The organism is Methylobacterium sp. WL8, from assembly GCF_008040045.1.
In the GTDB taxonomy this organism is placed as follows: Bacteria; Pseudomonadota; Alphaproteobacteria; order Rhizobiales; family Beijerinckiaceae; genus Methylobacterium; species Methylobacterium cerastii.
The window spans coordinates 1-13,302 of record NZ_VRVF01000096.1 but is presented as its reverse complement, the minus strand read 5'-3'; the positions used below and the strand labels follow the sequence as shown (position 1 = coordinate 13,302).

The following is a 13,302-nucleotide window of genomic DNA, read 5'->3' as shown; positions in this document are numbered from 1 at the left end:
GGCCGGGCCTTCGCGCCCGCCGCCACGACCTTCGCCGCCACGCCCTTCGCCGCCGCGTCCGCCCGGGCCTTCACCGCCGCGCGGTCCGCGCTCGTCGGGGCCGCCCTGCGCCAGGAGGATCGTGCCGGAGGCGCCGTCCTCGCGGGCGAAGGCGGGTGCAGCGAGGACGAGCCCGGGCAGCATCGTGCCGGTCAGGAGCAGCAGGCGGAGTGTCCGCATTCGGTCGGCCTCGAAGGATCGTGGAAAGCCCAATCGAACCCACGAGCGCCGGGATGGTTCCGGCGCGGCGCCGCTCAGGGGGGATTCGCCGAGGACGCCTTGGCCGGCCCGATCCGGTCGAGGGCGATGATCCGCACCGTGCGCTCGGCGGTGCCGGTGGCGGACGGCTCGGCGGACAGGTCGGGCGCCGGCTTGCCCGCCACCTCGACCGGCAGGCCCGAGCGCTCGGCGGCGTCGGCGGCCAGCACCGCCGCGGTCCGGTCGGCGCGGCCGACGAGGGTGAGGCGGACCTTCGGGCTCGGGCGCGAGAGCGCCTCGGCCTGCATCGGGGTGACGAAGATGTCGCCCTTGTGCCGCACCAGCATGCTCTCGGCCTTGGTCAGCGACTGCGCCCAGGTCTTGTCGGCGGGCTTGCACGAGCAGTTCGGCACGAAGGCCTTGCGGAACTTGAAGGCGTTGGCGAGCGACACGTAGGCCTTGCTGCCCTTCACGGTCGCCGCCGACTTCAGGGCGTCGTCGCCGTAGGGCATCGAGTAGGCCGCAGCCTCCGTTCCGGGGCAGAGCGCCTGGCACATCTCGTCGGCGCCGGTGCGGCCCTCGGGCAGGTTGCGCATCGGAAAGTAGGCGCCGTCGCAGGTCCGCACGCAGATCACCTGCGCGCCGCCGCGGGCATGGGTCTCGCCGGTCGCCGGGTCGACGCGTGCGGAGTCGGCGCAGGACGAGGCCACCAGCCCCTGGAGCTGGCGGCGTCGGGCGCCGGTGTCGTCGATCGCCGCGCCGCCATAGGTGGCGTTGAGCGCGCGGATGCGCTGCTCGACGGCGCCGCATTGCGGGGGCCGCGTGTCGAAGAACAGGAAGGTGCCGCCCTCGCAATTCAAGGAGCGGTGATAGGCCTCGAGCCGGCCGATCTCGCTCTGCAGCGCGCGCACCGTGCTGGCGCCGTTGCTCAGGCTCGCCAACTCGGAGCGGTAGCGCAGGCAGGCCGCGCTCGGCAGGCGGCTCGGCGCCGGGGCGGAATTTTCCGCGGCCGGAACCGGGGTTTGGATCTGGTCCTGGGCGTGCGCGGCCACGGTCGCGCCGAGCCACAGCGCGAGGATCGCGAGCGGGCGGCGGAGCGGGCGGAATCGAAGGCGCGTCGACGGCATGGCTGAACGATCGGGGGTTCGGCGCAGGGCGGTGGGTGAACGGTTCGCCGCGTCGTGAAGGTCGGCGCCGGGAAACGAAGCCCCGGCGGGCTTAACTTTTTTAAACGCCCTCGCGCATCGGCGACAGCCCTCCTACATGCCCGCGACGACACAAGCGGGGGAATGGTGAACGATGTTGCTTCGGGGTCTCACACGCGGCGCGCGGGCCGCGCTGCTCCTGTCGGCGCTGGTCGGCCTCGCGGGGGCCGCCGCGGCGCAGGAGCCCGACCGGATCTTCGACAAGTCGACGGTCTGGCGCCCGCTCACGCCCAACGACAAGCTCGTAGTCTACGGCGTCGACGACCCGCTCGTGAGCGGGGTGGCCTGCTGGTACACCCAGCCGGAGAAGGGCGGCATCAAGGGCACGCTCGGCCTCGCCGAGGACGTGTCCGACATCTCGCTCGCCTGCCGCCAGGTCGGGCCGGTGCAGTTCTCGGGCAAGTTCGGCCAGGGCGAGGTGGTGTTCAGCGAGCGCCGCTCGCTGGTGTTCAAGTCGATGCAGATCGTGCGCGGCTGCGACGTGAAGCGCAACACGCTGATCTACATGGTCTATTCCGACCGGGTGATCCAGGGTTCGCCCAAGAACTCCACCTCGAGCGTGCCCCTGATGCCCTGGGGCACCGAGCCGCCGCCGAAATGCGGCGCGTTCCTGAAGGGCTGAGCGCCGCGCTGTCCCTCCCTCTTTACGGGGGAGGGAAAGGCTCGGCCCAAATCCCGAAAGCCCTCAATCCTGGCAGGTGATGCGGATCGGGCGCTCGGCCGGCTTCGTCACGGGGAGGTCGATGGCGCCGGTGTATTCCTCGGCCGCCGCGATCCCGTAGGCGTTGGCGGTGGCGTAGCCCTGCGCCTCGCACCAGGCGTTGGCGACGACCTGGCCGCACTCGCTGCCGGGGCTCGTCAGGCACTCGCCGACGCCGTAGCCGTCGCTCGACGGGATCAGGAAGGTCTTCTCGACATGGGGCGCCGCCTTGGCGGCCGGGGTCTCGCCGTCGCCCGCGGCGAAGGCGCCCTGCGCGAGGGTGACGAGGAGGGCAGCGGCAGCGAGTGCGCCGAGTCCGGCAGCCGAGCGTCGCATGGATACGTCCTTGTTCAGGGGTGGCCCTGGTTCGAAGTCTTGCGTGCGGATCGTGAGCGAGCGCCAAAATCCGACGGCGGGGTAAACAAAGGCTTTCCGGCGTCGACCGCGTTTCGTCCGCTGGGCCGATCGCGCCGGTCTCGAATTCTTGACGGATTTCGGGTAGCCCGATCCGGTCCGCCGGACCGTCGCCGATCCGCAACACGGCCCGGCGCGAAGCCGGCGGCAATGCGGCGGGGCGGGTCGCGCCCGGTCCCGCGGGCGGGGGCGGCGCGCCGTGCCCAGGGCGTTGACGGCAAACGAGAGTTTTCGCCGGCCCGGCACCGGGCGCAGGCCGCGCCGCCGGGATCGCGGCCGCGAAGGACGAGGGACGTTTCATGGCGCCGATGTTGCGGCTCTACAACACGCTGACCGGAGCCAAGGCGCCGTTCGCGCCGATCGATCCGAGCCACGTGCGGATGTATGCCTGCGGCCCGACGGTCTACGACGCGGCCCATATCGGCAACGCGCGCCCGATCATCGTCTTCGACCTGCTGTTCCGGCTGCTGCGCCGGCTCTACGGCGAGGCCCACGTCACCTACGCCCGCAACGTCACCGACGTGGACGACAAGATCAACGCGCGCGCGGCCGAGCGCGGCATCACCATCCGCGAACTCACCGACGGGACGCTCGCCGCCTTCCACGCGGACCTCTCCGACCTCGGCGTGCTGATGCCCGACGCGGTCAACGTCGCCGGGGGGCGCCCGCGGATGATCGAGCCGCGCGCCACCGATCACATCGTGGAGATGGTGGCGATGATCGAGGGGCTGGTCGTCGCCGGCCACGCCTACGTGGCGGCCGACCACGTGCTGTTCGACGTGCCCTCGATGCCCGATTACGGCGCGCTCTCGAAGCGGCCGCTGGACGAGATGGAGGCCGGCGCCCGGGTCGAGGTCGCGCCCTACAAGCGCTCGCCGCTGGATTTCGTGCTGTGGAAGCCCTCGAAGCCGGGCGAGCCGTCCTGGCCCTCGCCGTCGGGCATCGCCGCGCCCGGGCGCCCGGGCTGGCACATCGAGTGCTCGGCGATGTCGGCGCGCCACCTCGGTCAGACCTTCGACATCCATGCCGGCGGCATCGACCTGATCTTCCCCCACCACGAGAACGAGGTGGCGCAGTCCCGCTGCTGCTTTTCCACGCCGGTGATGGCCAACACCTGGCTGCACAACGGCTTCCTCCAGGTGGAGGGGGAGAAGATGTCGAAGTCGGCCGGCAACTTCGTCACCCTGCGCGCGGTGCTGAACGATTGGCCCGGCGAGGTCGTGCGGCTGGCCATGCTGAAGTCGCACTACCGCCAGCCGATCGACTGGACGCTGCGCGGCCTCGAGGAGGCGCGGCGGATGCTCGACCGCTGGTACGGCGCCGTCGGCGACGCCGCCCCCGCCGCCGAGGCACCGGATTCGGTGCTCGAGCCGCTGCTCGACGACCTCAACACCGCCGCGGCGCTCGCCGAGATCCACCGCCTCGACGACCCCGCGCAACTCCGGGCCGGGGCGAACCTGCTCGGCCTCCTCGACCGGACCCGCTCGGAGCGCGACCAGGCCACCGTCGCGGCCTCCGGCCTCGACGTGGCGGCGATCGAGGCGCTGATCGCGGATCGCGCCGCGGCGCGGGCCGCCAAGGACTGGGCCGCCTCGGACCGCGCCCGCGACGCGCTGGCGGCGATGGGCGTCGCGGTGAAGGACGGCAAGGACGGCACGACCTGGAGCGTGGTCTAGGCCCGCACCCCGGCCGGCTCCAGCGACGCGATGGCGTGATCCATCCTGTCGAAGACGTCGTCAGCATCTTGTAATAAAGACTTTGAGTTGTATTATCGGGTAGTGAAAGTCCCTGGAGTTTCGTCGGCGAACGAGACGAACGTCCGATCCGACTGAATAGAATCTCCACTGTCTGGTCCTAGTGTTGCCGGGTGCGGTCTTCTCAGCACCCGAACCAGGCCACGACGATGTACCCTGCGCCTCGAAATCGCGTCCTGCGTTAGCTCGCCGAGATCGGTTCCGATCTGCCGGACACGGTCGAGCAGCGCCTACGCGCCGGGTTCTTCACGTCCAAGGACCCCCTCGTCGTCGGCGCCGTCAACACCATCGCGGTGGCCGGTGTCGCGTATTTACGGTCGGACCAGGCGGTCTTCGCGGTCTTCGCGGTCATCGCGTTCCTCGACCTGCTGTTGCTGGCCCTCCGCCCTGTGCTGTTGCGGCGAGTCGGCGCGCCGTCCGGGCCGGTCTTCGCCACCGGCCTGCTCTGGACCTGCCTGCAGGGCGCCACCATCGCCTCGCCGTCGCGTCCGACGACACGGTGATGTCGATCGTCGTGCTCGCGTCGGGCCTCGGGGCGATCAGCGGGATCGTCGGCCGGAATTTCGCGGCTCCGCGCTATGCGATGGCGCAGATCCTGATCGTCGACATGAGCGACAAGGCCACGTTCCTGGCAGCGCATGTCGCGTTCCTGCCGCTGATCGCGGTGCAGACCACCGCCTTCATCCTGATGAACCTGGGCATCCTGCGCCATCACCCGGCGGTGACCGTGCAGGCGATCCTCGGTGAGCCGGAGAGCCACGGCCGCTCGATCACCGACCCCCTCACCGGACTCGTCAACCGCCGCGGCCTGGAGGAGGCGTTCGAGGCGCTGCAGGCGACCGGCGCCGAGCGAACCTGTTCTACCTCGACCTCGACGGCTTCAAGCAGGTCAACGACCGCCTCGGGCACGCGGCCGGCGACGCCCTGCTGCGCGAGGTAGGCCGGCCCCGGCGCCACGGCCTGCCGCCTCGGGGGCGACGAGTTCCTGCTGCTCGCCGGATCGCTGGACGAGCGGGAAGCGCACCGGCTCGGCGCCGGAATCGTCGCGGCGATCGCTGAGCCCTACCGCATCGGCGAGGGCGTTCTGGCGCAGGTCGGCGTCGGCGTCGTGCGGAACGAGGACGCCTCGAACGAAATGGGACTCGCGGAGATGATGCTGCGCGCCGACCAGGCGCTCTACGCCGCCAAGACCTCCGGCAAGGGCCGCTGCATCCTGCATGGGGCCGCGGAGATGACCCTCGACCGGCGGCCTGACGGCGCCGCCGAACCGGGATCAGCGGACCGCCAGAAGGTGCGGCGCGGGGCCGTCGCGGCCGTAGAGGTCGAGCATGTGCCGGCAGCCGCCCTCCGGGTCGGCGCGCAGGTCGCGCTCCAGCGCGTCCGCGTCCTTGCGCAGCCAGACCGAGCGCTTCTGGTAGAGGTCGGAATGGTTGATGCCGTGGTCCTGGGAGAAGCGCCGGAAGCTTGCGTCGTCGAGGCGCAGGCCCGGGCATAGCCGGCTCGCCACCTCGGCCTCCACCACCTCGCGCAGGCCGATCGCGGGTACGATGTGCCGGTCGCGGTAATGCGTGGCGCCGTTGGCGAACAGCACCCAGAGCACGATCGGCAGGCCGAGGCGGTAGGCGAGGCCGAACCGCTCGGATCGCGCCGCCGGGGGTGTGGCGGAATTGGCAAGCGTCGCCGGTCGTGCCGCCGCGTTCATCGCGCGCCTCCGCGGGTACGCCGGCCTCGATCGATCCCCGGGAGGGTCATGGCTGCTCCGCGTCTTGGTCGCCGCCGAATGTAGCAAAAACCAGGCCGGGTTAGGTCGTCTTCATTTCTGGTTGTTGTCGGCATTGCGAATCAGCGGCACGAACACAGAATTTTGATTGGCGAACGTCCGATCAGGTCGCGTCCGGGGAAGGTTTGACGCGCCGATCACTGACGCAGCGCCATCCCATTTGAATTCAATATTTCGACACGGAGACGCCGGGCACGGCATGCGATGCGCATTGCGGCTCCTTCTCCCAGGGGAGAAGGTCGGGATGAGGGGCGTGCCGGATCCAGAGGGGTCACGCCCTTCGCTGAGAGCGACACGCTTCACACATCCCCGCGTCTGGCGGTCCGCTTCGCGCGCATCCCCTCGCCCCGCGCGCGGGGCGAGGGCTTTGCCGACCTCGTCGTCGGCAAAGCGGGGCGGCAGCCGACGTTGAGGGGGCGCGAACGGAAGAGGCTCCTCCGTCCGCACCCCCTCACCCTCGCTTCGGTTTCGCCTCAGCTTCCCGCCTGCACGACGAGGTGCAGTCGGGCCTCTCCTCGCCCACGGGGAGAGGGGGAACCCGTGCTTGGTTCGGCTTCCTAAGCCGCCGAGTTCTCAGACGACCGCCCCTCTTCCGCGGAGGAACGTCATCACAGATGGCACCGCACCGTCATTCCGGGGCGCCGAAGGCGAGCCCGGAATCCAGAACCGCCGACGCTGGGAAGTCCGGCTCGACTAGCGTGTCCGGATCCCGGGCTCCGCCGCGCGGCCCCGGGAGGATGTGGTGCTGCCAGTGGGTGTTCGACGAGCAAGTCGCCATCTGCGATCGCCCTGCCGGCAGAGGAGGGAGGGAAGGGCCAGTGCCGATACCCTTAGCTCCTCAAAGCCGCTCGGTCACGAAGCGCTCGGCGGCCGGGTCGTCGCCGAGGCGGCGGCTCTCGGACTGGAGCGTCGGCACCACCGCGTCGGCGCCCTCGGCGACGACGTAGTTGAGGTCGAGCCCCTCGCGGATGAAGCCGTGGGCGCGCATGTGGTCGAACAGGGTGAGCAGCGGCTTCCAGAACCCGTTCACCTCGACGAGCAGGATCGGCTTGCGGTGCCGGCCGAGCTGCGCCCAGGTGAGTTGCTCCACCAGCTCCTCCAGGGTGCCGATGCCGCCGGGGAGCGCCACGAAGGCGTCCGAGCGCTCGAACATCAGGCGCTTGCGGGTGTGCATGTCGCCGACCACGATCGTCTCCTGGATGGCGTCGAGCATGTGCTCGCGCGACTTCAGGAAGTCGGGGATGATGCCGGTGACGCGCCCGCCCCCGGCCAGCACCGCGCGGGCGACCGTGCCCATCAGGCCGACGTCGCCGCCGCCGTAGACGAGGTCGAGCCCGGCGGCCGCGAGCGCGGCGCCGAGCGTCTCCGCCGCCTGCCGGAACGCCGGGTCCCCGCCGAAGCCGGAGCCGCAATAGACACAGACCGTCTTCACCGGCGCCATCCGGCCTCCTTCATCCAAGGTCGTCATGTATCAAGGGTCATCGTCATGAGCCGCCGGTCCGGGCCTCTGATCGGCAGACCGCCCGCGGGCAGGGGCGAAATCGGTGCCAAACTGCTGATCGCGACGGGAATTCGTCGGCGCGTCGGCGCGGCGGCTTGGTCTCCCGGACATGTACGGTAAGATGGGCGGGACAGTCGACGGTTTTTCGCGAAAACGGGTCTCGAAAGTCCCGGCGGCCGGGCACGGTGTCGACGGGGGATGGAGCGCCATGACGGCGGAGTTGCGGCGCGGCGTGTTTCTGGCGGTCCTGGGCCTGTTCATCGGGCTCGGGCTGGTGGCGGCCCTGTTCGGCGGGCTCGACGCGTGGAAGCCCGCGCGCCTGGCCGGCACCGACCCGGCGCCCGGCGCGGTGGGCGCCCTGGCGCCGGATGCCGGCATGGGCAACGGCGAGGACAAGCCCGGCGCGGCGGCGCCCGCGGCCGAGCCGGCCCCCCGGGCCGACGCCCCGGCCGCGCTCAAGTTCGATATCGTCCGCGTCGAGCCCAACGGCGAGTCGGTGGTGGCCGGACGCGGCGCGCCGGACACCGTCGTGGAGCTCCTGGTCGACGGCAAGGCGGTGGCCAAGGCGCTGGCCGACCCCAACGGGCAGTTCGCGATCGTGCCGCCGGCCCTGCCCGCGGGCAACAGCGAGATCGTGCTGCGCTCGACCACGGCCGAGGGCCGCGAGACCCGCTCGGCGGACAGCGTCGCGGTGGCGGTCTCGCCCTCGCGCACCGAGAAGCCGCTGGTGGCGCTGATCGCGCCGGACAAGCCGACGGTGGTGCTGTCGCAGCCCGACGCGCCGACCGCGCAAGGGTCGCCGGCCGGGCCGGGTCAGGCGTCGCCGGGTAAGGATGTCGCGAGCAAGGGCGTCGCGAGTAAGGACGTGGCGGGCAAGGCGGTGCCGGGCCAGGCGGTGCCGGGCCAAGTCGCACCCGGCAAAGTCTCGTCCGGCAAGGACGGCGCCGGAAGCGGCGCGGCGCCGGGCAAGGCGGCGACGGCCGCGAAGACGACGCCGGACACATCCGCGACGAACGCCCCCGTCAAGATCGTCAGCGTGGACGCGCAGGAGGGCGGGCGGCTGTTCGTCACCAGCCAGGCCTCGCCCGGGGCGACGGTGCGGCTCTACCTCAACGACACGCTGATCGCGCCGGCCAGCGTCGGGGCCGACGGCAAGGTCACCTTCACGATCGGCCGCGGCGTGAAGCCGGGCGACTACATGGTGCGGGTCGACCAGGTCGACGCGGTCTCGGGCAAGGTGCGCGGCCGCGCCGAGGTGCCGTTCTCGGTGCCGGAACCGGCCCGCGTCGCCGCGAACGCCGCGCCGACCAGACCTGCGCCGGACAAGCCCGCGCCCGTCGGCTCCGCGCCCGCCAAGCCGGCGCCTGAAACGCACGCCGAGGCCCGCGTCTCCACCACGCCGGCTGCCCCGTCGGCGGCTTCGGCCGCGCGCTCCGCTGCGCCCGAGGCGCCGACAGTAGCGCGCCCGGCGGCGCCGGCCCAGCCGCCCGCGCCGGGAGCCGTCGCGCGGACGCCCGCCGCGATCGAGCCGCCACGGCCCGACGCCGCGGCGGGCGTGTTCGTCGCCGAAGTGAACACGGCCAAGATCATCCGCGGCGACAGCCTGTGGCAGATCAGCCGCCGCACCTACGGCGCCGGCGACCGCTACACGGTGATCTACGACGCCAACCAGCAGCAGATCCGCAACCCGGACCTGATCTACCCCGGCCAGATCTTCGTGCTGCCGGGCGAGGGTAAGGACAAGGCCGGCAAGAACGGCTGACGGTCCGCCGCGCTTCCCCTTCCCCAGAGAGGGGGAGGGAAGGGCGCGATCCATCCACGCCGCGCCGCCCCGCGGTCGCGGCGGGTGTGCCGGGTGGGCGGCGTGTCTATATGGCGGGCGACGCACCTCCCGGACCCTTTCGCATGACACCCACCCCCGAGCCGGCGCCCGAAGCGCGCCCGGGCCTCGTCGCCACCTATCGCCGGCTGTGGCCCTACCTGTGGCCCTACGGCCGGCCGGACCTGCAGCGGCGGGTCTTCCTGGCGTTCGGGCTGCTGCTGGTGGCCAAGCTCGTGACGATGGTCACGCCCTTCACCTTCAAGTGGATCACCGACGCGCTGGTGGCCGCGGTCGGCGGCAAGGAGGGCACGCTCCCCACCGGTATCTTCGCGGCGCCGATGGCGTTGATCGCGATCTACGGCGCCTCGCGCATCCTGATGGCGGGGCTGACGCAGGCGCGCGACGGGCTGTTCGCCAAGGTGGCGATGCACGCGGTGCGGCGCCTGGCGCTGAAGACCTTCCAGCACATGCACCAGCTCAGCTTGCGCTTCCACCTCGAGCGCAAGACCGGCGGGCTGACGCGGGTGCTGGAGCGCGGGCGCTCGGGCATCGAGGAGCTGTCGCGCCTGATGGTTCTGACGCTGGTGCCGACCATCGTCGAGTTCGCGCTGGTGCTCGGCGTGCTGGCCTACGAGTTCGACTGGACCTACTCGGCCGTCGTGTTCGTGATGGTCGCGGCCTATCTCGGCTTCACCTACAAGGCGACCGAGTGGCGGATCGCGATCCGCCGCCGCATGAACGAGTCCGACACCGACGCCAACAGCAAGTCGGTCGACTCGCTGCTGAACTACGAGACCGTGAAGTATTTCGGCGCGGAGACCCGCGAGACCCAGCGCTTCGACGGCGCGATGGCGAAGTACGAAAAGGCCTCGACGCAGACCTACGTGTCGCTGGCCGTGCTCAACGCCGGCCAGGCGCTGATCTTCACCCTCGGCATGACCGCGGTGATGTGGCTCGCCGCCCGCGACATCCTGGCCGGGCGCACCACCATCGGCGGGTTCGTGCTCGCCAACACCATGCTGGTCCAGCTCTCGATGCCGCTGAACTTCATGGGCATGATCTACCGCGAGATCAAACAGGCGCTCATCGACATCGACGACATGTTCCGCATCCTCCACCGCAACCCGGAGATCGCGGACCGTCCGAACGCGCCGGCCCTCGTCCCCGGCCCGGCCGAGGTGCGCTTCGAGGACGTGCACTTCGCCTACAACCCGGACCGGCCGATCCTGCGCGGCGTCTCCTTCGCGGTGCCGTCGGGCAAGACGGTGGCGATCGTCGGCCCCTCGGGCGCCGGCAAGTCGACGCTCTCGCGCCTTCTGTTCCGGTTCTACGAGCCGCAAGCCGGCCGCATCACCATCGACGGGCAGGACATCGCCGCCATCCGCCAGGACTCTTTACGCGCGGCGATCGGGATGGTGCCGCAGGACACGGTGCTGTTCAACGACACGATCGGCTACAACATCCGCTACGGCCGCTGGGAGGCGACCGAGGCCGAGGTGCGGGAGGCCGCGCGCCTCGCCCAGATCGACCGCTTCATCGAATCCCTGCCGGAGGGCTACGACACCCCCGTCGGCGAGCGCGGCCTAAAACTGTCGGGCGGCGAGAAGCAGCGCGTCGCCATCGCCCGCACCATCCTGAAGGGGCCGCCGATCCTCGTCCTCGACGAGGCCACCTCGGCCCTCGACAGCTTCACCGAATCGCAGATCCAGGACGCCCTGGACCGCATCGCCCGCGGCCGCACCACCCTCGTCATCGCCCACCGCCTCTCGACGGTGGTCGACGCCGACCAGATCCTGGTCCTCGACAAGGGCGTCATCGTCGAGCGCGGCACCCACGCCGCGCTGCTCGACCAGGACGGGGTCTACGCCGCGCTCTGGAACCGGCAGCGCGAGGCGGATGCCGCGCGGGCGGCGTTGCGCCGGGCTGAGGAGGAGGCGGAGCGGGTGCGGGTTGAGGTGCGTGGGGTTCGGGGGAAGGTAATGGTGGCGGAATAAAGTGCTGAGCCGAGGTATCGTCTTGGCTGGTAGATGCCTCTCAACTCCGGCACTGGCAAAATTTCCATTAGGGTGTAGAAAACTCTCTAAGCGATAGGAAATCTCGTTGCATCTATTCAACGGGGCGTAGTACGACTTTCCTTATTAGGGAGGTCGCGATGGCGATTTTGGAGTACCACGCACTCAATGTTAGCGCTCATCCCCACGTAAAGGGGATCTACAGAGAGCTTTTTGAGCGTGTCGCAGGACGTCGGATCAATTATTTTGGTGAAAAGACAGCAGCTATAACCAAACCTTCTGCGTCATCAAATGGCGTATTCTGGGGAAGTGTATATTCCTGGACTGAAATTGATCCGAATGAGCGGATCATTGATACCTTGTTGATGCAAAAGCCGGACGAAGAGCAAAAAGCTAAGATTAGTATTCCGGCGAATACTGGTTTCCACTGGCAAAGATTTAATTACGTCTTTCGTGAAAAAGATCATATTCTGGTTTTTGAATCTCGGAATGATGAGGGGCGTACTCTTGCCCCTTCCAGCGCTGAGCGTTTGTTTAGGGCACTTTTCGATGAAAAAACTCTTGGCGCTCTTCGTTTCGAACTCACTAAGCCAGCCTACGTTGAGGTGGACCTACTAGTCGATTCTTCAGCGTTAGAGAAAATATATGCCATAAAAAATCTTAGAAAACTTGAGATACTTGTGAGCGTGCCAAATTCTGACGACAACACTGAAGACGCTGATGCAATAATCGAGCGGCTTGAAAAAATAAGAGCAAGTCGCCAACTCACAGTCTATACCGCCTCAAGTGCACACAAAGGCTTGAAGGCCGATGATCAAATAAAAGCTCAGGGCGAAGCCTCACTACGGCATGGCTACTCAAGGGGAGAAGGTAGGGATGGAGAGGAAAAGATTTCCATTTCGACCAAGCAGTACCCCCAAAAGCAGACTGCTCGGATCGACTCTCAGTCTACCACGGTGGATACAGCGATCGGCGTCGCCCGCGACTGGTTGGCTCCATTTCCCAGCACTTAAGCCAATAAAGTTATACTGGGAGGCTTATGGAGGATGGTCTGAGTTTTTAAAATCAATTTATTTATGGCTAGCGTTTGCGTTCACAGTTGTAACCTATCCGGTTTGGATCAAGCTAGATAACGATGGTAATCGAGTCTGGGCATCCATGCCTACTAGTATCTTACCAAACCTGCTCGGGTTTTCGATGGGTGGGATGGCAATTATGCTCGCATTCGCTGGCTCAAAAATTTTTACTTATCTGAGCGAAGAAGGTAAGAAACAATCATATTTCGTCAAAATTGTCGCCTCATTTTACCATTTTGTATTAGTTCAAACGCTTGCGATTTTTATGGGAATTTTCTGTCAAGCCTATGCCTGGGTAGGATTCAACTTTTTGGGATATTGGGCTATGTGTTACGCGTTGCTAGTTGCGCCTGCCACCGCGGCTCAATTATTTAATACTGCACGAATTGTAAATACTGCGGCGTCGATTGGAAAAAATGACGCGGAGTGAATTATAAATAACCCAGTAACAATTGCATATAATGGCGACCTTCAGAAATAAATCTGATTTTGATATCTCTGAGCTAATTTTTCGAAATCGACAAAATACAGATTAGAAATTGATCTTGACAAAAGTCCTATAACATGCCTATAACCCTATCACGCGCTGCACGGCGCCGGGGCTGCGTTTCGTCCCGGTGCCGCCGTCAGGAGCCGGCCCGGTGATCGACGGGGCGGTCGGCAGCGTGGCGGCTGTTCGAGGCTTTGGCCTCCTGCCCCGCGTTGTGTGGCTACGATCGAACCAGCCGCGACGCCAAATCGGCGCCGACGCCCGCGTTCCGGGCCCGGCACCGCGGGACGCCGGGGAACCGGCTAAACGCG

Annotated in this window: 13 protein-coding genes and 1 pseudogene; 9 read left to right on the top strand and 5 right to left on the bottom strand. The window is 67.8% G+C overall.

From position 1 onward, the window contains the following. Positions 1-219: pseudogene (locus FV234_RS23085) on the bottom strand (hypothetical protein); the annotation flags it as partial. 74 nt (positions 220-293) lie between these two features. Beyond that, the gene (locus FV234_RS23080; protein WP_147765371.1) at positions 294-1,364 is read right to left on the bottom strand and encodes a DUF2865 domain-containing protein; all 1,071 of its coding nucleotides are present in this window, start codon (positions 1,362-1,364) and stop codon (positions 294-296) included. Between the two features lie 172 nt (positions 1,365-1,536). Here FV234_RS23080 and FV234_RS23075 point away from each other — a divergent pair, with 172 nt between their 5' ends. Then, positions 1,537-2,064 carry a CreA family protein gene (locus tag FV234_RS23075; protein ID WP_147815790.1) on the top strand — a complete coding sequence of 176 codons (528 nt, stop codon included), beginning with the start codon at positions 1,537-1,539 and terminating at the stop codon, positions 2,062-2,064. Positions 2,065-2,127: 63 nt separating this feature from the next. Here FV234_RS23075 and FV234_RS23070 read toward each other — a convergent pair whose 3' ends face one another. After that, entirely contained in the window at positions 2,128-2,478 is a 351-nt protein-coding gene (locus FV234_RS23070; RefSeq protein WP_147754539.1) for a hypothetical protein, read from the bottom strand. A 377-nt stretch (positions 2,479-2,855) separates the two neighbouring features. Between FV234_RS23070 and cysS the strand changes: the two genes are divergently transcribed. From cysS to FV234_RS27125, 4 genes are all read left to right on the top strand, one after another. Then, positions 2,856-4,232: a cysteine--tRNA ligase gene (cysS, locus tag FV234_RS23065; RefSeq protein WP_147764160.1), complete on the top strand. Its 1,377-nt coding sequence runs from the start codon at positions 2,856-2,858 to the stop codon at positions 4,230-4,232. A 371-nt stretch (positions 4,233-4,603) separates the two neighbouring features. After that, entirely contained in the window at positions 4,604-4,813 is a 210-nt protein-coding gene (locus FV234_RS23060) for a hypothetical protein (RefSeq protein WP_147764161.1), read from the top strand. Next, on the top strand, positions 4,813-5,250 hold the full coding sequence (locus FV234_RS23055; protein ID WP_147764162.1) for a hypothetical protein: 438 nt from the start codon (positions 4,813-4,815) through the stop codon (positions 5,248-5,250). The genes FV234_RS23060 and FV234_RS23055 overlap by 1 nt, the downstream gene beginning before the upstream one ends. Beyond that, positions 5,166-5,369, top strand: a complete 204-nt coding sequence (locus FV234_RS27125; protein ID WP_147764181.1) for a diguanylate cyclase — start codon at positions 5,166-5,168, stop codon at positions 5,367-5,369. Before FV234_RS23055 ends, FV234_RS27125 begins: the two co-directional genes overlap by 85 nt. Before the next feature lie 214 nt (positions 5,370-5,583). Here FV234_RS27125 and FV234_RS26810 read toward each other — a convergent pair whose 3' ends face one another. Beyond that, positions 5,584-6,012, bottom strand: a complete 429-nt coding sequence (locus FV234_RS26810; RefSeq protein WP_238272911.1) for a hypothetical protein — start codon at positions 6,010-6,012, stop codon at positions 5,584-5,586. A gap of 916 nt (positions 6,013-6,928) precedes the next feature. After that, positions 6,929-7,531 carry a TIGR00730 family Rossman fold protein gene (locus FV234_RS23035; protein ID WP_147754739.1) on the bottom strand — a complete coding sequence of 201 codons (603 nt, stop codon included), beginning with the start codon at positions 7,529-7,531 and terminating at the stop codon, positions 6,929-6,931. Between the two features lie 268 nt (positions 7,532-7,799). On the opposite strand from FV234_RS23035, the gene FV234_RS23030 reads away from it, so the two are divergent. From FV234_RS23030 to FV234_RS26800, 4 genes are all read left to right on the top strand, one after another. Beyond that, entirely contained in the window at positions 7,800-9,353 is a 1,554-nt protein-coding gene (locus tag FV234_RS23030; RefSeq protein ID WP_147764164.1) for a LysM peptidoglycan-binding domain-containing protein, read from the top strand. Positions 9,354-9,496: 143 nt separating this feature from the next. Beyond that, positions 9,497-11,407 carry an ABC transporter ATP-binding protein/permease gene (locus FV234_RS23025; protein WP_147764165.1) on the top strand — a complete coding sequence of 637 codons (1,911 nt, stop codon included), beginning with the start codon at positions 9,497-9,499 and terminating at the stop codon, positions 11,405-11,407. A 158-nt stretch (positions 11,408-11,565) separates the two neighbouring features. Next, positions 11,566-12,438 carry a DUF4747 family protein gene (locus FV234_RS23020; RefSeq protein ID WP_147831906.1) on the top strand — a complete coding sequence of 291 codons (873 nt, stop codon included), beginning with the start codon at positions 11,566-11,568 and terminating at the stop codon, positions 12,436-12,438. Positions 12,439-12,622: 184 nt separating this feature from the next. Further along, on the top strand, positions 12,623-12,931 hold the full coding sequence (locus tag FV234_RS26800) for a hypothetical protein (protein ID WP_246686286.1): 309 nt from the start codon (positions 12,623-12,625) through the stop codon (positions 12,929-12,931). Positions 12,932-13,302 lie beyond the last annotated feature (371 nt).

Excerpts from the sequence above, each read along its gene's own strand:
- FV234_RS23080 (WP_147765371.1), bottom strand. The coding sequence starts at position 1,364 with ATGCCGTCGACGCGCCTTCGATTCCGCCCGCTCCGCCGCCCGCTCGCG.
- FV234_RS23075 (WP_147815790.1), top strand. The coding sequence starts at position 1,537 with ATGTTGCTTCGGGGTCTCACACGCGGCGCGCGGGCCGCGCTGCTCCTG.
- FV234_RS23070 (WP_147754539.1), bottom strand. The coding sequence starts at position 2,478 with ATGCGACGCTCGGCTGCCGGACTCGGCGCACTCGCTGCCGCTGCCCTC.
- cysS (WP_147764160.1), top strand. The coding sequence starts at position 2,856 with ATGGCGCCGATGTTGCGGCTCTACAACACGCTGACCGGAGCCAAGGCG.
- FV234_RS23055 (WP_147764162.1), top strand. The coding sequence starts at position 4,813 with ATGTCGATCGTCGTGCTCGCGTCGGGCCTCGGGGCGATCAGCGGGATC.
- FV234_RS26810 (WP_238272911.1), bottom strand. The coding sequence starts at position 6,012 with ATGAACGCGGCGGCACGACCGGCGACGCTTGCCAATTCCGCCACACCC.
- FV234_RS23035 (WP_147754739.1), bottom strand. The coding sequence starts at position 7,531 with ATGGCGCCGGTGAAGACGGTCTGTGTCTATTGCGGCTCCGGCTTCGGC.
- FV234_RS23030 (WP_147764164.1), top strand. The coding sequence starts at position 7,800 with ATGACGGCGGAGTTGCGGCGCGGCGTGTTTCTGGCGGTCCTGGGCCTG.
- FV234_RS23025 (WP_147764165.1), top strand. The coding sequence starts at position 9,497 with ATGACACCCACCCCCGAGCCGGCGCCCGAAGCGCGCCCGGGCCTCGTC.
- FV234_RS23020 (WP_147831906.1), top strand. The coding sequence starts at position 11,566 with ATGGCGATTTTGGAGTACCACGCACTCAATGTTAGCGCTCATCCCCAC.
- FV234_RS26800 (WP_246686286.1), top strand. The coding sequence starts at position 12,623 with ATGGGTGGGATGGCAATTATGCTCGCATTCGCTGGCTCAAAAATTTTT.